The organism is Streptosporangium sp. NPDC001681 (genome assembly GCF_040298085.1).
Taxonomy (GTDB): Bacteria; Actinomycetota; Actinomycetes; order Streptosporangiales; family Streptosporangiaceae; genus Streptosporangium.
Genome location: NZ_JBEOZN010000175.1, coordinates 1 through 17,083, shown reverse-complemented (window position 1 = coordinate 17,083; position 17,083 = coordinate 1). Strand labels below are relative to the sequence as shown.

Below are 17,083 nucleotides of genomic sequence, written 5' to 3'. Positions count from 1 at the left end.
CACCGGCGTTGCCCCGGTAGGTGGCGGCGGTCAGCAGCGCCGACGCCGCGGCGTTGCCGTTGAGCGCGGTGACCACCTGGGCGGCGGTGCTGTTGACCGCACCGGACGCGCCGGTGCCGAGGTTGACCACGACGTCCTTGCCGCTCACCGAGACGCTCAGCGCGGCCGAGGCGGCGTCCGGCTTCACCAGCGCGACGCTGATGTCGTTGCCGCCCTCGTGCCCGTACGCCTTGGAGGTCACGTAGAGCGTGCTCGCCGCGACCGTGCCGAACTGGGCCTGCGCCGCCCGGCGGTAGCCGTTCGTCTTGTACGGCAGATTGATGATCTGCGAGATCTTCGGGAACTCCTGGGCCAGGCCGGAGATCCGGTTGGTCACCTCGGTCGGGTCCATGTAACGGTCGACGAAGTCCGCGACGTAGTGCTTCTTCGGGGCCTTGCGCTTCTCACCCAGCCACTTGGTCACCGGAACCGTGACCGAGCCGCCCCGGCTGCTGGTGATCGTGGCCTTGGTGGGAACCGCGGTGAGGGCCAGCGGCGAGCTGAACCGGTGGTACATGTACTGGCCGGCATCGGTGAAACGCGACATCGTCGCGCTGCCGCCCGAGTCGGGGGCCGTCCCCTCGCCACTGTCCCAGGTGACGGTGAGCACCGTCGCCGCGTCGATGGCGCTCGACTTCACCTCGATCGACAGGAAGTTCTGGTCGTCGAGGCTGGTGAACCACTCGGCGCGGAGCGGGGTCAGCGTGTCGACCTCCGCCGCCGCCTGGATCTCGGCCGCGACGGCGCCCCGCCGCTGGACCAGGTTATCGGCGACCTCCGTCTGGTCGGAGATCTTGCCGACTATGTTGAATCCGAGATCGCGGAGGTTCTGAGCCTCCTCTGGGCTCAGAATCGCGTGCATCTCGAACCCGCCGTCGACGGGCTTCTTGTACTCCGCGAGGTCGACGCCCATGGAGTTGAGCCGGTCGATGCCGGCCTCGTCGGGGACGATGACGCGCAGCAGCGCCACGCCGTTCTGCTCTGTGCTGGACTGCCGGTCGGGGACAACCTCGCTGGCCGGCGGGGACGGCTCGGCGAGAACGGGGAACGAGCTGAAGCTCAGGGCAACGGGAAGAGCGAGCACGACCGCGATACGGCCGAGCCTCCTGCCATTGAGAGAACTCCTCATGAGAGATGCCTCCAGTTGGCGCACGCCTCCGGGTATTGGGTCAGCCCGGTAGAAAGTACGCAATTGGCAAGAATCTTCGTCAGAGGACGGATCTTCGTCAAGGCCTCAAATCAATGCATTCTACGCATCCAACAACTTTAGGGTAAAATTTATATGAAATTTATACATAAGGTGCATGTTTTGAGATGTAGTCGCCGTAGCTCTCAATCTCAAATTTTGCCGGATATAATCTAATTTGTCGCCTTTAAGGTGGTTTGAGGGTAACCCTGCCCCCGCCGCCGCCTTCTCGCCGGGTGACCGGCCGCAGCACGGCCCGCCACAGGACGCGGATCTCCGCGCCCAGGGCGTCGGCGTGCGCTCCGACCGGCGGCACCCCGCCCGCATGGGACCCTCCGGAGGGTTTCCCGACTCGGCCCCGGCTCACGGAGTGTCCGCGCCGACGCGGTGAGCCACGTTCACCGGCATGCCGCCTCGGAGACCCGGCGAGGATTCATGGTCACCGCGAGCGCCCACGGGTTCACTTCGAGCGGGGCAGCAGCACCTTGTCGATGATGTAGACGGTGGCGTTCTTGGTGGCGATGTCGCCACAGAGCACCTTGGCCCTGCCGGAGACGATGAAGTTCTGGCCCGAGCCCTTGACGGTGATCTGGCCGCCCTGCATGGTCTTCAGCGGCGCGCCGACCAGCTCGGACGGGCTCTTCTTGCCCTCGACCACGTGGTAGGTCAGCAGCTTGGCCAGTTGCGGCTTGTTGGCCATCAGCTTCTTGAGCGTGCCGGGCGGCAACTGGTCGAAGGCCGCGTTGCTGGGGGCGAAGACCGTGATGCCCTTGGCCGTGTAGAGCTTGTTGGTCAGACCCGCGTCCTTGATGGCGGTGCTCAGGGTGGACAGCTCAGGGTTCTCAGCCACCGCGGTGGTGACCCGCTCCCTGGCCGCGTTGCTGAGGCTGCCCCTGCCCGTGGGCGGCAGGGCCGAGCAGCCGGGGCCGACCGGCTTGCCGCTCACGCCGGCCGAAGGTGACGACGTATGGCCTGGGGAGGACGCCGACGGCGTCGGGGTGGGCGCGGAGTGGGTGGCCGCCCCCGCGGCGACAGGGAGCGCGCTCAACATCAGCACGCTCAGCCCGGAGACGAGAAGTTCCTTCTTCATGGGACCTCCTGATTCGGATGCATGAACCGCCGGCTATACGCCCCGGCGGTTCATGCCGCCTGCTCACTGGCCACATTCCCCCCAAATAGCCATCTATCGGGCATATAGCCATTAAATGCCTAAAACAGATCAGAATGTTCACCAGTAAGACGGCACCCCAGGTCACCCCCACACCGAACCAGGGCACAGAGTAATCAAACAAACTCATAGAGTGACATCATGGCCCCACCGCTACCCGGCCCGCTGGCCCACCTGGCACCGCTGCTGGACCACTACGGCTACCTGGCCGTCGGCACGCTGATCTTCATGGAGGATTTCGGCATTCCCGTCCCCGGGGAGACGATCCTGCTCACCGCCGCGATCTACGCCGGGGCCGGGCAACTGCACCTCGCCGCCATCGTGCCGATCGCGGTGCTGGCCGCGGTGGCCGGGGACAACCTCGGCTACCTGATCGGCCGCACCGGCGGTCGCGCCTTCATCCGCCGCTGGGGCCACTACGTCCTGCTGCCCCCGGAACGCTTCCAGAAGGCGGAGCGGTTCTTCGAACAGCACGGCGGCAAGGTCGTCGTCGTCGCCCGCTTCATCGCGGGACTGCGCGAGGTCAACGGCATCGTCGCGGGCACCATCGGCATGCCCTGGCTCCGCTTCCTGGCGTTCAACACCCTTGGCGCGGCGCTGTGGGTCACGGTGTGGACGGTGCTGGGGTACACCGTGGGCAACTACATCGGCGAGGTGTACGACGAGATCGCCCGCTACTCCACCTACCTGCTCCTCGCCCTGGTCGTCCTGGCCGCCGGACTGATCGCCCGGCACCTGCTACGCCGCCGCCGCGACCGCCGGTGACCAAGCGACCAGGCTGGAGCCGACGGGAAGCAGGAGGCGGCCTTCACCGCCTTCGAGGACCGCCACGACGGCTGAGGGGCCGGACGGTCGGCCTCCCCGGTAACCGAAAAGGCGGATGACCACGAAAGGATGTTCGTGATCATCCGCCTGCGGCGTCACAGGACGGTTCAGGAAGCCCGTGCCCCCGCTGGGTTCGGCTGCTTCCGTGTTCTCAGCCGCTTCCCGGACTCGTCCGCGTCCTCGTAAACGTTCCAGTTGATCCGCGTCCCGGCTGTCCGCCCCGTGGGCGGCGTCAGATAAGCGAAGGCACCGCAGTTGCCGGGCCATGCCGGGTTCTCCCCGCTGCCGGGGGTCGGGTTGACCACGCACGCCGTCTGCGCGACCCTGCCGTTGCCGCTCAGCACGGTGACGTACAGGCGCCTTCCCAACGCCGCCAGGGTGACACCGAGCACGTTGCCGGGGTAACCGGCCACCGACGAGAGGTCGTGCCAGTTCGGAGTGGTTCTCGGATCCCGCAGAAGGGTCCGGCCGTCGCCGGGGACATAACCGAGGTATTCGGTGTTGTCATTGAAAGCCGAATCGATATCGATTCCCGGCCCCGGGGGACCCTGCGGGCCCGGGTCGCCCTCCTCGCCCTGTGGACCCGCCGGACCCGCCGGACCCTGAGCACCCGGATCACCCTTCTCGCCCTGAGCACCAGCCGGACCTTGCAGACCTGTCAGACCCTGCAGACCCTGCAGACCCTGCAGACCCTGCAGACCCACCAGACCCCGCACACCCTGCGGACCCGCAGGACCCTGTTCACCCTTCTCACCCTGCGGACCCGCAGAACCCTGCTCACCCTTCTCACCCTGCGGACCCGCAGAACCCTGCTCACCCTTCTCACCCTGCGGACCCGCAGAACCCTGCTCACCCTGTGGGCCCTTCCTACCTTCCGGGCCCCGTTCACCCCGCGGTCCGGGGAAACCCATCGGGCCTCGCTCGCCCTCCGGACCCGCCGGCCCCTCCGGACCTCGAGGTCCTGGAACGCCCTGTATCCCCTTACGTCCCCGCCGTCCGCGCTCACAGAATCTGTGACAACGGTGGCACGGACGGCCACAACGGCGGCAAGGTCTGTGACGGCACTCCCCGCGGTGGTCGACGGATGCGACGGGACCGCCACCCTTGACAACCGATCCGGCAGAGGTGCCCGGCACGGGCCCGGCCATCGCACTCACCGGCGCCTGGCTCAACAGCACCGTCCCCGCCGTGGTCACGACGACGGCACACTTCAAGAGGCGGCAGCTGACAGGCCCCCCGGCCGGTTCGCTCCCATGAGGAATCAACGTATTTCCCTTTTCAGTGAGAATCCGATTTTTTATCATTTCCAGTGATCCAAATCGAAAATACCCGCACACCAAAAAGGAAAACACATCCCCCATTTTCGGGTCAGCAAACAGATGGCATTTCAAGGAAAAACAAATCCACCCCGACGGGACTTCTTCGCATTTTATGTGCGAGTAGACAATTCAACTTAAAGTGCCAGTTACTACGGCTCTATTCCCTGAAATACACCGAACGCGATATCACGGGAGCCGTGCGGCAGGATGCGTCGGCCGAGCCAAGGCCGTCGCTCCTCCCCCGCACCCGGTCACCATCGGGACGACCGTCGCCTGAGATCACGGCCGCCGAGGCCCCTGTCGTCCCGGCGGCCGTGCCTCAAAGCATCCGAGCAGCCGCTAGACGGCCCGCGCGCCTCCCGGCTCGGCGGGGACCGGCCGCCGGGTCCGCAGCGCCCAGCGCACAGCCGGTCCCATGGCCAGGCCGGAGAGCAGGAACAGGCCGCCCAGCACCAGCCAGCCCGGAGTCCCCCAGGTGACGATCAGCGTGGTGAGCAACAGCGGGCCGAGCATCCTCGCGACCGCCGCACCGGATCCGAAAAAGCCCTGGTACTGGCCCTGCTTGTCGGCCGGGGCGAGGTCGAATCCGATCTCCCAGGAGCCGGTGGCCTGCATCATCTCGCCGAGCACCTGCAGGCAGGCGGCCACAAGCAGGACGATTCCGGCGAGCCATGCCGAGGACCCGGCCGACGACAGGGCGAACACCGCGCACGAGGCGAGCAGCACCACGCCCGCCAGCCGTACGGACCGGGCGGCGGTCTCCAGGTCACTGACCCGCCGGGCCACCCGTACCTGGAACAGCACGACGCCCAGGGTGTTGAGGACCAGCAGTGCGGCGACCATCCAGCTCGGAGCCTGGGTCCGCTGGACGATCCACAGCGGGATGACCAGGCTGAGCAGCGGCATGTTCAGCAGCGTGATCATGTTGAGGAGGGAGATCAGCGCGTACGGCCTGTCCCTGAGCACCGCCAACGCCGGCCGGCCCGCTCCGGTGACCGGCGTGCACGGCACCGGGGGAAGGCGGAGCAGGATCAGCGCGGAGAGCAGGAAGCTCAATGCGTCCATCGTCAGGACCGCCAGGTAGGCCGCCGGGGTGTCGAGGTGCAGCGCCACCCCGCCGAGCGCGGCGCCGACCGCCAGCCCCGCGTTGACCGTCGCCTGCAGGTGGGCACGGACCCCGGTCCGCCGTGCCCTGTCCACCAGCCCGGCGAGCAGCGCCTGCCTGGCGGCGGCGAGACCGCACTGGGCGATCGCGTACAGGCAGGCGGTCAGCACGAACAGCGGGAAGGATCGGACGAACAGGAACGAGCCGACTGCGACGGCGGTGGCGACGGCCAGCAGGACCGCCGTGCCGCGCGGTCCCCGGCGGTCGGCGAGGTGTCCGAGCGGAACTCCCGCCACGAACCCGGCGGCCCAGCCGAACGTCAGCGCGAAGCCGACCTGGGTCGGCGACAGCCCCACGATCCGGATGAAGTAGAGCGCTGAGCACACGTAGTAGGCGCCGTCTCCGATGGAGTTGGCCAGCTGCGCGAGGGCGAGGATCCTGGGCGGCCCGGAAGGCGGCATGATCCGGCTGAACATGGGACTCCTTGGTCGTCGCCGCGCTGAGGTCCTCCGCGTTGGGGGCAGCGTGACTCTATTGAGCAGATTGGCCCCATATAAGATCCAATAGAGGGCGAAGTCATTGGGCCAATACAAGGGTGGTCGGGTGGATTTCCATGTGAGCCTCGCCGGGCGTGGCGATCTGTCCGTCCGCATCTACCGGCAGCTCCTGGACGCCGTCCTCGACGGCCGCCTGCGCTCCGGGGAGCGCCTGCCGCCGACCCGCGAGCTGGCGCGACGGCTCGGCGTGTCACGCAACACCGTGGCCGTCGCCTACGAGCGGCTGACCGCCGAGGGTGTCCTCGTCGGCCAGGTCGGCGCGGGCACCTTCGTGTGCGCCGAGCCCCTCGGCCGCACCCGCTCCCGGGCCGCGCCGGCGGGCAGCGGCGTGCGCCCTCGCCACCTCTGGCGGTCCCTGCCCACCCCGCCGGGCGAACCGGCCACGGAGCCGGTCTACGACTTCAGGGTGGGCGTCCCCGACGCCCGGCTGTTCCCGCTCGAAACGTGGCGCAGGCTCGTCGCCCGCGAGTTCCGCCCGGCGCTGGTGCGCTCCGCCGGCTACGGCGACCCCTCGGGACATGCGAGCCTGCGGGAGGCCGTCGCCCGCCACATCGGGATCTCCCGCTCGGTACGGGCGAGCGCCGCCGACGTGCTCGTCACCCAGGGAGCCCAGCAGGCGCTCGACCTGATCGGCCGCGTGCTGATCGAGCCCGGCTGCCGCGTGGCGGTCGAGGAACCGGGCTACCCGCCGGCCAGGATGCTGTTCCGGTCGCTGGGCGCGCGGGTCACCGGGGTGCCGGTCGACGGTGAGGGCCTGGATGTGTCCGCCCTCCCCGACTCCGCCCGCCTCGTCTACGTCACGCCCTCGCACCAGTTCCCACTGGGCACACCGATGTCGCTCGGCCGCCGTGCCGCACTGCTCGAATGGGCCGAGCGGCGGGGTGCCGTGGTGATCGAGGACGACTACGACAGCGAGTTCCGTTTCGAGGACCGCCCGCTGGAACCGCTGCAGAGCCTGGACCGCAGCGGCCACGTCATCTACGTCGGCTCCTTCTCCAAGACGATGCTGCCGATGCTGCGGCTGGGCTTCCTGGTCGCCCCCGCCTCGCTCCAGCCCGCGCTCCGCAGGGCCAGGCAACTCACCGACTGGTACGGCGAGCTTCCCACCCAGGCGGCGCTGGCCGGGTTCATCGGCGAGGGCCTGTTCGGACGGCATGTCCGCAAGGCGACACGCGAGTACGCGGCCCGCCACGAACGGATCCTCGCCACGCTCCGGCGGGACTTCCGCGACTGGCTGGAGCCGATCCCCTCGGCCGCCGGCCTGCACCTCTGCGCCTACCTGGCCTCGGACGCCGGAGTCGACATGGACCGCGTCACGGCGTACGCGAGCCAGGCGGGGATCGCGCTGCAGGACCTCGCCCCCTACTACGGCGAGACCCCCGCGCGGTCGGGACTGGTGCTCGGGTACGGCGCGATCCCGGCGGAGCGGATCGAACCGGGCCTGCGGCACCTGGCGGAGAGCTTTCGCGCCGCGGCGGACTCGCGGGACTTTCAGGGGTGATGTTCTTCGGATGGCTTGGAGATTCTGCCGTCCAGCGGTGGGCCGAAGTCCTTTACCTATTGGACTGACAATCGCCGTCAAAAACTGAAAAATCATGTATTGATGACCAAAATCATCAATGTTACGTTGATGCCGTTTCGTTTACTGATCTTCTTTAACCGAAGAGAGACGGCACATGGGAAAACGTCGCTCGAAGCGAAAAATCCTGGTCTTAGCGCTGGTGGTCGTGCTGGGGGCAGCACTCACACCACCGGCCATCGCAGAGTCATCCCAGGTCACCCCCTCGGTCACGCCCGCAGCGGCCGAGGAGCCAAAGACCGAGCGCGAGGTCCGCGTCAGCTTCAGGTACGCCGACGGGACCACGCTCACCGCGGATCAGTTACGGACCAAGGTCGCGAAGGCGACCGAGCCGCTCACGCCGGAGCAGGCACAGCGCGAGGCCAAGCAGGTCGCGGTCGCCACCGGTCAGAAGTCCTACCGCGACTCCGCCGAGTTCGGTGACGGCGAAGAGGAGGCGGGCAGGATCGCGGCCCTGGCCGAGCCGCCGGACGAGCCCGACAGCGGCTTCGTCGACACCTGCCTGTCGCTGCCGGGCGCGGAGAGCGCGGTCGGCCGTATCCACAACAGGTTCCAGTACTGCCAGCGCGGCACGATGATCTTCGACTACTGGAAGATCTACACCAACAAGCCACCGGAGCACGAAGGAACGACCGAGGCCAAGTACAACATCATCGGCCTGTCCAGCAACCAGACACGCAAGGCCCGGATCTACTTCAGGATCGAGAAGGACTCGGTCGACTACGACTGGGGCCTGATCGACAACTGGGTCACCGCGCCCGGCCAGTCCTTCGTCGCGGTCGGCGACTGCCAGGAGTCGCCGACCTACTGCCACGGTGCGTTCTCCGGTATCGACCGCACCTGGGGGGACTGGGATCGCGGAGATTGGGCCAAGTGGGACATCTACTCCCATGAGGACCAGTCCAGCTACCAGGACAAGGTGCTGTACCACAAGTGGTTCATCAGGTTGACCTCCGGCGAGGAGGGAGAGTTCAAGATGATCGATGACATCCACACTCCTGACCGGATGATCCGTTGTGACTCGGCCACCTACTTCCAGCACGCCCCGAATGCCTGCGTCTTCAGCGAGGTGCTCCCGCACATCACCTACTCCACCGGCGACAGGGATCTCGAATTGGTCGCCTTCCACATCAAGACGGCCCAGGACTTCCCCAACGACACCTACCCGCTACTCGTCCCGCCGGGCGTGCCAAGCCCGCGCGACAAGAAGATGCCCGGCCGTCTGGGCAGCGAGAGCGACCCGGGCCTGCACCGCTACGACCCCGCGAACACCACGGTCGCCAGGTCGAACGAGGCGCACAAGGAGGCCGCCTGCTACCGCACCGGCACCGAGCGGGACTGGTACTTCGACCTGTGGTTGCCCACGCCACCCCAGCCGCCCGCCGAGCAGTGCGACGAGTACCCCTTCGCCTCCACGATCGAGGGCGCCGCACACCCCGACTGGGACTTCTCGGTCCGGCCCGTACCGCAGCGGCAGAACTCCGTCGCGGGCGGCAGGCTGCGTGCCTACTACACCGGCGACCGCATCCTGTACACCTCGACCGACCCCAACGCGCCCGTCCAGGACGAGTTCTGGGTGAACATCACCGACGGCGGCAGCGGTGGCTCGCTGCCCGCCCCTGTCGACGAACCGCCCACGGCCAACGCCGGGCCCGATGTCACCGGTGACGAGGGCGCCCGCATCACGCTCAACGGCTACGCCCACGACCGCGAGTCCACCCCCGCTCTGACCTGGACCGTGAGCCCCGTCTCCGGCACCGACGCGGGCGCCGCCTGCGTGGTGGCCGAACCGCACGCCGCCCGCACCACCGTCACGTGCAACGACGACGGTGAGTTCGTGGCGACGCTGACGGCCGGCGACGGTGTCAACGGTCCGGTCAGTGACCGCGCGAGCGTGACCGTACGCAACGTCGCCCCCAGGGTCTCCGGCTCCGGCGGCTCGCTGCGCGGCTCGGCGACCGCCGACCTCAACGGCTTCGGCCCCGAACCGTGGTCGGTCTACCGCGCCGGCACCGACGTCACCGTCACCGTGCCGGTCAGCGACCCCGGCACGAACGACACCCACACCTGCGTGGTCGTCTGGGACGACGGGGTCAGGGAGGAGTTCGCCGCCACGGGCAAGCGCTGCGACCGCACGCACCGCTACGCCCACCCCGGCATGTACACGATCAGCGTCACCGTCACCGACGACGACCTGGGCACCAGGAACCGGCAGACCATGGTCGTGGCCTACGACCCCGACGCCGGATTCGCCACCGGCGGCGGCCACTTCGTCTCGCCCGCACCCGTCGAGGGCAAGGCACACTTCCAGTTCAACCCGAAGTACCTGCCCGCCGACCAGGGGCCCGAGCCGGGCAACGGCAAGGTCACCGTCCGCGTGCAGGGAACGGACTTCGAGATCAGATCGGACCGTCTCGAATGGCTGGTCGTGACCCCCGACGACCGGCTCGCCGTGAAGGGCGAAACGGCGGACGGGCGAGGCTTTGTCCTGTACGGCTACGATCCCGGACGGCTCAGGCTCGTGGTGTGGGACCTGAAGACCGGGGCCTACCCGGTACGGGCCAAGCTTTACGACAACCGGCCTTCGCTGGAGTACGACCTGGACCTGGCCGATCCCCAAGAGATCACCGCGGGATCGGTGCAGGTGCACAACTGACCGCTGATCTGATGTGAGGGCCCGCCTCGTTCGCCGATTAAGGCGCCCGGGGCGGGCTCTCGTATTGCCACTAAAGTTCAGCCCCGCCCTGCCCTGTCAGTTGTCCGCCGCCGCGGCCGACCTGGCCGACGGAGTGGGGCGGCGGCCGGCGAACGCCAACACTCGAATGTGACCGGCGGCAGCCCGTCGTTGGCACTGTGTCGCCCGCGTGTGTTGTAGAAGTCCGCGATCCAGGTCGCGATGCAGCTTCATGCCGGGAGGGTGGCACGACCTGTTGTGACAGAAGGCTCGTGATGGCGGTGTCGTCGTGCGCGACCGGCCCTCGGCCCGGCTCACGACGACACCGCGAAGGCGGCGACAGCCCGCGGTGACCGGCGAGCGCGCCCGCCTTTCGGATCCGTCATAACGTTTGCCTGCGAACCACATCCCCATACGCCGCTTTTACTCGACCTGTGGAACGCTCTGGGCAAAGCAGACGACGAAGATCGAGTGGGGATCAGGTGGCATCGAGTACTGGGGGATCGACATGGTGGCGTCCCGGGCGGGCGGTCGCCTCAGCCGCGGGAGCCGTCATGACGGCGATGCTGGCGGCGAGTTGTTCCTTCGGCGGCACTCCGGACCGGGCGGTTCCCGACGCGCGACAGGCCGACGCCCCCTCAACGGCGGCGGCCGGCCCCTCAACCGCGGCGTCCAACAGCAAGATCCAGAAAGCGCCGGCGGTGGACCCCGCGTGGCCTCGTTGGGGGTTCACCCACACGGGGGTCAGCGCCAACAACGTCACCCCGCAGTTCGAGCAGGAGGTGAGCCGGAGGCTCGCCCAGACCCCGATGCTGCAGAACCAGCACATCATGGGGTTCGGGGCGCTCAACCCCCAACCGCGCCCGCAGGAGTTCTACTGGGAGGACCTGGACAGCCGGACGAACCTCATGAGGCAGTCCGGCGGCACACAGATCATCACGCTCTGCTGCGCCCCTGACTGGATGAAGGGCGGCCCCGAGGGCCCGACCGCAGACTCGGCCTGGGCCGAGCATCTGGAGGACGCCCCCTACCCCAAGCACTTCGACGACTTCGCCAAGCTGTCGGCGACCGTCGCCGCGAAGTACCGCGACGTCGAGTACTTCATGGTCTGGAACGAGTTCAAGGGCTTCTGGAAGGACCACTCCAAACCCGCGGACTTCAAGGGCTACACCGACCTCTACAACAAGGTCTACGACGCGGTGAAGGCGGTCCGTCCCGACGCCAAGATCGGCGGCCCCTACCTCGGCTTCGACAGCAACAGGACCGGCAAGTCCGAGCTGCGGGGCACCTGGGGAGTCGTCAACCAGAACGCCCTGGACGCTTTCAACTACTGGTTCGAGAACAAGAAGGGCGCCGACTTCATCGTGGTCGACGGCGCCTCGCTGACCGACGCCCACGAGTTGCTGCCCGACGCGTTCGGAGCGCTGAGCAAGTTCAGCGCGGTCACCACCTGGCTGCGCGACAAGACCGGCGACCTACCGGTCTGGTGGTCGGAGTGGTACTTCGTCCCCGAGGACAACACCACCTGGCCGGAGCCGATGCGGCTCGCCGTCCAGGCCGCCTCGATGATCGAGTTCGCCAAGAGCGGCGCCGCCACCGCGCTGTACTGGAATCCGCAGGTCAAGGAGGGCACCTGCCAGGGCTGCATGTGGGACCCGCGGACCGGTGCCGAGCTCCCGACCGGCAAGCTGGTGGCCGACTTCACCACCTGGTTCCCGGCCGGAGCCGAACTGGAGCACGTCACCTCCTCCGACCCCAAGGTCCGGGTGCTCGCGCAGCCGCGGCGGCTGCTGCTGGTCAACACCACCGACGCGAAGACCACCACGACCGTGGACGGCAAGTCGTTCGCCCTCCAGCCCTACGAGATCAAGTGGAGCGACCGCTAGGTCCTGTCCTGCGGATCTTGCCGTGGCGAGGATCGGTCAGGTGGTGTCTCGCAAGGCGGAGGAGGGAGCCGCGGCGTGCTGCGGTGACCGACGACAACGCGGCGAGGCGCCGCCTGGCCGGCCGCGGTAGGCAAAAGATCCGCAGGACAGGGCCTAGCCTCAGGACGTCGCCGCCGGACACATCCCGGACGGGGCCGTGATCGGCGTACGGATGCCACCGGCCTTCCAGATCCACCGCCGCACCTGCTCGCGGCGGAACGATCGTCCAGGCTGACCGGCGGCGGTCGCGGGGCCGAACCGGTCTTTCGAGATGATGAGCGCAGGACGCTGTGAGGGATCGGGGAGATGAGCGTGGGGCAGAGGGGCGGGCCGTTGCGGGCCACCCGGTGGTTCGCTGACACACCGGTGCCGACGGGCGACATCGTGCGGGTGCTGGAGGCGGCTCGCTGGACCGGGTCGGCGCGCAACCGCCAGCCGTGGAGGTTCGTCGTGGTCAGGGACCGCGGCCTGCAGCAGAGGTTGAGCCTGCTGGGAGGCTACGCGGCTCACCTGGCCGCCGCTCCCGTGGTCGTCCTGCTCGCGGTGGACCACGGCACGGGCGGCGAGGACGCGGAGTTCGACGCGGGCCGGGCCGCCCAGAACCTCATGCTCGCCGCGCACGACCTCGGCCTGGGAAGCTGCCCGGCCTCGTTCTTCCCCGCCTCCAACGCCGAGCGGGCCGGCCGGATGGTCGGCGTCGAGGCTCCGTGGCAGGTCAGGACCGCGATCTCCCTCGGCCACCCCGCGCCCGCGCCTCGCGGCAGGTCCGCGATCCCCTCGGGCCGCCTGCCGCTGGACGAGCTGGTCCGCTGGATCGGCCCCTGAGCGGATGTCCCCTCACCGGGTGCTGTGCGGGGTCCAGCGAAGGGTCATGTCGGGCAGCGCCTCCATGTTGCGGCTGCCGTCGCCGGTGTCGAGGACGGTGAAGCCGTGACGCTCATAGAACGCGCGGGCATCGGTGTTCTGCTGGAAGACGTGCAGGGAGACCCCATCGGGGCTGTTCCGCTTGACCTCGTCGAGAAGCAGCGTGCCGACCCCCTGGCGGCGGACGTCCGGACGTAGGTAGAGGTGTTCGAGCATGTCGCCCTCGACGGCGGCATAACCCAGGATCTCCGCGCCGCGCACCGCGACCCAGGCCCGGCATTCCCTGAAGACGACGTCCCGGAGCCACCGAGCCACCTGGTCATGGGTGCGCTTCTGCGGAGGTAGGTACGGCATGGTCGCCGCCCGGGAGGCCATGTGGACGCGTGCGACCGACGCCGCGTCCTCCGCGACCGCGATCCGGATCACTGTCCTGCCGTCGACATCCACCGCAGGAACCTACAAGACCGGCGGACGCCCGAGCCAACGGTTAACCCGGTGAACCTTCCCGGTCAGGGTCCGGTTCTCAGTTGCGGGTCGGTGATCCCGCCGGGGCAGGCGAGCCAGGCGATGTCCCAACCGGCACGCCGGGCTCCGGCCTGGTAGGCGCTCTCGTAGAAGGCCAGGACCGCGGCGCGCGGGTCGGCCGCTGATCGGGCGTCGTCGTAGCGCAGCACGGCCAGATGGCTGCCTCGCTGCTCGATCCACTCCGCGGCCCCGGGGCTGAGAGGTTCGTTCTCCAGCCCTTCGGGCTCGGGGGCGGTGTAGGAGTAGAAGGCGGGCTCGGGGAAGGCGTCGTCACCGAACCAGAAGCCGGAGCTGATCACCTCCCGCGAGTAGGCCTCCCGCGTCACGGAGTCGACCGACGGCGGCTGGTCGACCCGGCGGTCGGAGAAACGGCTGCAGGCGATGTCGAAGGTGTGCCAGAAGTGGTGCACCGGGCTGATCTTTCCCGAGAAGCCCGCGGCGAACTCCTCCAGCACCAGGTTCACCTGGCTCAGCACCTGCCAGTAGCGATTGGCCATGGCAGGGTCGTAGGCCGCGTGCTCGGTGTCCTCGACGAACGGCCGCCCGGAGTCGGGCAGGTCGAACGGCCACGGCCTGTCCAGATCCACCTGCACGTCCAGCTCCGCCAGCGCCAGCATGACCTTCTGGTAGAAGGACGCCACCGACTGACCGTAGAGCGGGAAGGACACCGCCCGGCCGTCCAACTCGGTGACGAGTAGCTGGTGGCCGACGAAGTCGAAGTCGATCGTGAAGATCGGATTGCCGTCCGCCTGTCCCATCGGGCGGGTGGTGAACCCTCTGCCGGTGAGATGGAACGGCACGTTCCACCAGTGGTTGCGCCGGACCTCGGCGGTGAGCCGGATCTTGCCCACCACCTGACAGAACCGGTGCAGCGTGGCCTTGGTGTCCCGCCACTCGTCCAGCGGTATCGGGGCGAACAACTCCATGACGCCACCATTCCCACGACATACACATCAAAGACCCGGCCGGCACCACAAACAGCAAGATCTTCACCGGGCCGCACCGACGATGCTCCAGATCGCGTGATCAGGACGCCAGGAACACCTCGTCGAGGTGCCGGTCGAAAGGGTCAGGATCGGGCCGGTGCCGGGGGACGGCGATCTGGCTTTCGGCACGCCGGTAGGACTGCTCGCGGAGCCGCGGGCTGATCTGGCCCAGTGCGACGTGGCCACCACCATGGGAGTCTCCGGCCCGAGAGTCTCGGCCATCGAACACGGCGAGGTCGCGACCTTGCACTCCTACGTCGAGGCCCTCGGCGGACGGCTTCGCGTGGTGGCCGACTTCGGCGACGTCGAATACACCATGGCGTAGCCCGTACGACGGCAGCAGCCCTCGACCACCTGGCCGGGGGCTTCTCTCGTTGCCGAACGCCTTCGCCCCCGGTCCACCAGGACCGGTGACCGCCCCACCACGGCGCCCGGCGAGAAGGACCGCTCGGGATAGAGCGGGCGCGATTGCATTCGATCAGGCCGCGCCGGTAGTGGTTGGTGTGGGATGAGTTCCGCGGCTCCCCTACTTGGCGGCCCACTGGGAGTCGTCCGCGTCGAACAGAAGGACTCCGCCCTGCTTGTTCAGGGCGCGTTCCTGGGGACCGAGATAGGCCTCGTACGGGATTCCCCGCGCCAGGTAGAGGAACGCGAAGTTCTCATCGAGAAGCGCACCGATCTCGTGGAACCGCACGAGATCGTAGATCGTCGGCGGCCACTCCGGCTCATTCTGGTGGCTGCGAAACGGGAGCATTCCGATCTCGGTGTGCAGCTCGTGCGCGGTCTCGGCGAACCAGTCAGCGAACTGCGGTGCCGAGATCTCGGGATGATCTCCATGCCTGATCTCGGAGAAGGTCAGCGCCGAGATCCCGATCGAGACCAGCTGATACCCATCGAACAACTCTGTGTAGACAGTCGCGTCGAGCGACCGCCAGCTCCCCTGCATGAACCTGCCCGCATCGACACCGCGGACCTGGTAGCCGACCGCGGTCGCGGCCTCGTCTCTCGTCCGTACGCCGTCCTCCACCGCGACGAAGAACATCAGATGCACCTCACGCATACCCATGTTCAGAACTCCACGTCAGCCCCTGCGATCCGATCGTCCCCACAAGATGGTCGGCGGTTTGTAAGCGCCGTGCAACCGGCCCGCCGTACCCATGGACCCCGTGGAGCCCCGTCGCAGGGCCGGACGCCACCTCGTCCAGACGGCTTTTCGCGTCCGTCGCGCTGAGCTGCGGCGGCGCATCGTTGTCCGGGCCGGACCCGGGGCGCTCACACCGGTGTGCCCGCGTGGGGACGGCTCGGGTACGGGCATCGAAGAGAGGGAGCGCCAGGAATGATGTCGGCACCGCTGGAGCCGGGCTGGGAAACGTTGTGCGCCGAGGCCGAGAAGGTCCTGGACGCGGACGCCGTGCACTACGAGGAGCAGTGGCTGCCGGACGCGCTCGCTCGGGCCGCCGGGTGGTCGGCGGAGGTGCGGCGTTGCCCGGACCGCTGGTTCACCACCGAGCGGGATCGGGTGGACCTGCTGCTGGCCCTTGGACATGTCGACATACAGACCTTCGGTTCCACCCCCCGACCGTCCGAGGATTGCTGGTGGATGCGCACACCCGACAGGCTCGAATTCGAGCTGCCTTGGGACGAGGACGGTCCAAGGCAGCTCGACCTGCAGGTCGCGCGGTACGTGCGGGACGAGCGGGAGCGACTGGCAGAGGAAGGGACGGCGGTGCTGAACCTGCTGGCCGAGGAGCGTGGCCCCAAGGACCCGTGGGACGAGGGCGGGCTCGAACGGTTCGAACCGGGAGCGACACGCTACGACTTCTCCGACTCCGTGAAGGTCAGCGCCACGTTGCCGCGCTTCAGCATGCAATTCCACGACTGGGCACACATGGTCAATCACTGGCCGTACGGCCAGTGGCAGGTGGACTTCGCCTGGGACCGGGTGGTGGGGGTGCGTGTCGGCTTCCGCGATTACTTCATGGACATGATGCCGGAGCCCTGAACGTTCGCCCCCGGCGCGGAGGTGGCTCGCCGATCCACGCCCGGCCGAACTTCTGATCCGGCCCGTGGTAAGCGTCCCTGCGGGTGACCGGACACATCACTGAACATCTGGGGTGATCTGCCGCCTTTTCGCGGACCATGAGCGCCTCCTGGATCCGCAAACCGCCCGGCCAGGCCACGAACCGCGCATCCGTTTGTCAGCCCGGGGTCGGGTCGTGGCCGGGCGCTGTCGGCCTGCACGTTCCCGCCGACCGCCGTCACCGCGCCGACCGCCGCGCTGACCAGGGCCGCCCCACCCATGCCCGCGGTGATCAGCGGCCCGAACGCACC

Annotated in this window: 13 protein-coding genes and 1 pseudogene; 7 read left to right on the top strand and 7 right to left on the bottom strand. The window is 68.2% G+C overall.

The genetic code is table 11. From position 1 onward, the window contains the following. Positions 1 to 1,168 (bottom strand): annotated as a pseudogene (locus ABT130_RS43185) (hypothetical protein); the annotation flags it as partial. 517 nt (positions 1,169 to 1,685) lie between these two features. Then, positions 1,686 to 2,315: a fasciclin domain-containing protein gene (locus ABT130_RS43180; RefSeq protein WP_350965665.1), complete on the bottom strand. Its 630-nt coding sequence runs from the start codon at positions 2,313 to 2,315 to the stop codon at positions 1,686 to 1,688. 219 nt (positions 2,316 to 2,534) lie between these two features. Between ABT130_RS43180 and ABT130_RS43175 the strand changes: the two genes are divergently transcribed. After that, the gene (locus tag ABT130_RS43175) at positions 2,535 to 3,158 is read left to right on the top strand and encodes a DedA family protein (RefSeq protein WP_350965663.1); all 624 of its coding nucleotides are present in this window, start codon (positions 2,535 to 2,537) and stop codon (positions 3,156 to 3,158) included. 167 nt (positions 3,159 to 3,325) lie between these two features. Here ABT130_RS43175 and ABT130_RS43170 read toward each other — a convergent pair whose 3' ends face one another. Continuing rightward, entirely contained in the window at positions 3,326 to 3,631 is a 306-nt protein-coding gene (locus ABT130_RS43170) for a hypothetical protein (protein ID WP_350965661.1), read from the bottom strand. Positions 3,632 to 4,876: 1,245 nt separating this feature from the next. Next, positions 4,877 to 6,118 (bottom strand): MFS transporter, encoded by a 1,242-nt coding sequence (locus ABT130_RS43165; protein WP_350965659.1) that lies wholly within the window; start codon positions 6,116 to 6,118, stop codon positions 4,877 to 4,879. Positions 6,119 to 6,245: 127 nt separating this feature from the next. Here ABT130_RS43165 and pdxR point away from each other — a divergent pair, with 127 nt between their 5' ends. The 4 genes from pdxR to ABT130_RS43145 all read left to right on the top strand — a co-directional run bounded on the left by pdxR (position 6,246) and on the right by ABT130_RS43145 (position 13,202). Then, the gene (gene pdxR / locus ABT130_RS43160; RefSeq protein ID WP_350965657.1) at positions 6,246 to 7,700 is read left to right on the top strand and encodes a MocR-like pyridoxine biosynthesis transcription factor PdxR; all 1,455 of its coding nucleotides are present in this window, start codon (positions 6,246 to 6,248) and stop codon (positions 7,698 to 7,700) included. 175 nt (positions 7,701 to 7,875) lie between these two features. Beyond that, positions 7,876 to 10,434 (top strand): PKD domain-containing protein, encoded by a 2,559-nt coding sequence (locus ABT130_RS43155; RefSeq protein WP_350965655.1) that lies wholly within the window; start codon positions 7,876 to 7,878, stop codon positions 10,432 to 10,434. Between the two features lie 572 nt (positions 10,435 to 11,006). Then, positions 11,007 to 12,338 (top strand): glycoside hydrolase family protein, encoded by a 1,332-nt coding sequence (locus tag ABT130_RS43150; protein ID WP_350965653.1) that lies wholly within the window; start codon positions 11,007 to 11,009, stop codon positions 12,336 to 12,338. Positions 12,339 to 12,683: 345 nt separating this feature from the next. Next, entirely contained in the window at positions 12,684 to 13,202 is a 519-nt protein-coding gene (locus ABT130_RS43145; RefSeq protein WP_350965651.1) for a nitroreductase family protein, read from the top strand. A gap of 12 nt (positions 13,203 to 13,214) precedes the next feature. On the opposite strand, the gene ABT130_RS43140 is transcribed toward ABT130_RS43145, so the two are convergent. Then, positions 13,215 to 13,688 carry a GNAT family N-acetyltransferase gene (locus ABT130_RS43140; RefSeq protein WP_350965649.1) on the bottom strand — a complete coding sequence of 158 codons (474 nt, stop codon included), beginning with the start codon at positions 13,686 to 13,688 and terminating at the stop codon, positions 13,215 to 13,217. Positions 13,689 to 13,750: 62 nt separating this feature from the next. Then, on the bottom strand, positions 13,751 to 14,692 hold the full coding sequence (locus ABT130_RS43135) for a DUF5996 family protein (protein WP_350965647.1): 942 nt from the start codon (positions 14,690 to 14,692) through the stop codon (positions 13,751 to 13,753). 127 nt (positions 14,693 to 14,819) lie between these two features. Between ABT130_RS43135 and ABT130_RS43130 the strand changes: the two genes are divergently transcribed. Further along, a complete protein-coding gene (locus ABT130_RS43130) occupies positions 14,820 to 15,077 on the top strand; it encodes a helix-turn-helix domain-containing protein (RefSeq protein ID WP_350965645.1) in 258 nt (85 codons plus the stop codon). Positions 15,078 to 15,278: 201 nt separating this feature from the next. Here the strand turns inward: ABT130_RS43130 and ABT130_RS43125 are convergent, their stop codons facing one another. Then, positions 15,279 to 15,812, bottom strand: a complete 534-nt coding sequence (locus ABT130_RS43125) for a hypothetical protein (protein WP_350965643.1) — start codon at positions 15,810 to 15,812, stop codon at positions 15,279 to 15,281. A gap of 276 nt (positions 15,813 to 16,088) precedes the next feature. Between ABT130_RS43125 and ABT130_RS43120 the strand changes: the two genes are divergently transcribed. Continuing rightward, the gene (locus ABT130_RS43120) at positions 16,089 to 16,754 is read left to right on the top strand and encodes a hypothetical protein (protein ID WP_350965641.1); all 666 of its coding nucleotides are present in this window, start codon (positions 16,089 to 16,091) and stop codon (positions 16,752 to 16,754) included. The last annotated feature ends 329 nt before the right edge of the window (positions 16,755 to 17,083 follow it).

Excerpts from the sequence above, each read along its gene's own strand:
- ABT130_RS43125 (WP_350965643.1), bottom strand. The coding sequence starts at position 15,812 with ATGCGTGAGGTGCATCTGATGTTCTTCGTCGCGGTGGAGGACGGCGTA.
- ABT130_RS43120 (WP_350965641.1), top strand. The coding sequence starts at position 16,089 with ATGATGTCGGCACCGCTGGAGCCGGGCTGGGAAACGTTGTGCGCCGAG.
- ABT130_RS43175 (WP_350965663.1), top strand. The coding sequence starts at position 2,535 with ATGGCCCCACCGCTACCCGGCCCGCTGGCCCACCTGGCACCGCTGCTG.
- ABT130_RS43165 (WP_350965659.1), bottom strand. The coding sequence starts at position 6,118 with ATGTTCAGCCGGATCATGCCGCCTTCCGGGCCGCCCAGGATCCTCGCC.
- ABT130_RS43145 (WP_350965651.1), top strand. The coding sequence starts at position 12,684 with ATGAGCGTGGGGCAGAGGGGCGGGCCGTTGCGGGCCACCCGGTGGTTC.
- ABT130_RS43135 (WP_350965647.1), bottom strand. The coding sequence starts at position 14,692 with ATGGAGTTGTTCGCCCCGATACCGCTGGACGAGTGGCGGGACACCAAG.
- ABT130_RS43155 (WP_350965655.1), top strand. The coding sequence starts at position 7,876 with ATGGGAAAACGTCGCTCGAAGCGAAAAATCCTGGTCTTAGCGCTGGTG.
- ABT130_RS43180 (WP_350965665.1), bottom strand. The coding sequence starts at position 2,315 with ATGAAGAAGGAACTTCTCGTCTCCGGGCTGAGCGTGCTGATGTTGAGC.
- ABT130_RS43150 (WP_350965653.1), top strand. The coding sequence starts at position 11,007 with ATGACGGCGATGCTGGCGGCGAGTTGTTCCTTCGGCGGCACTCCGGAC.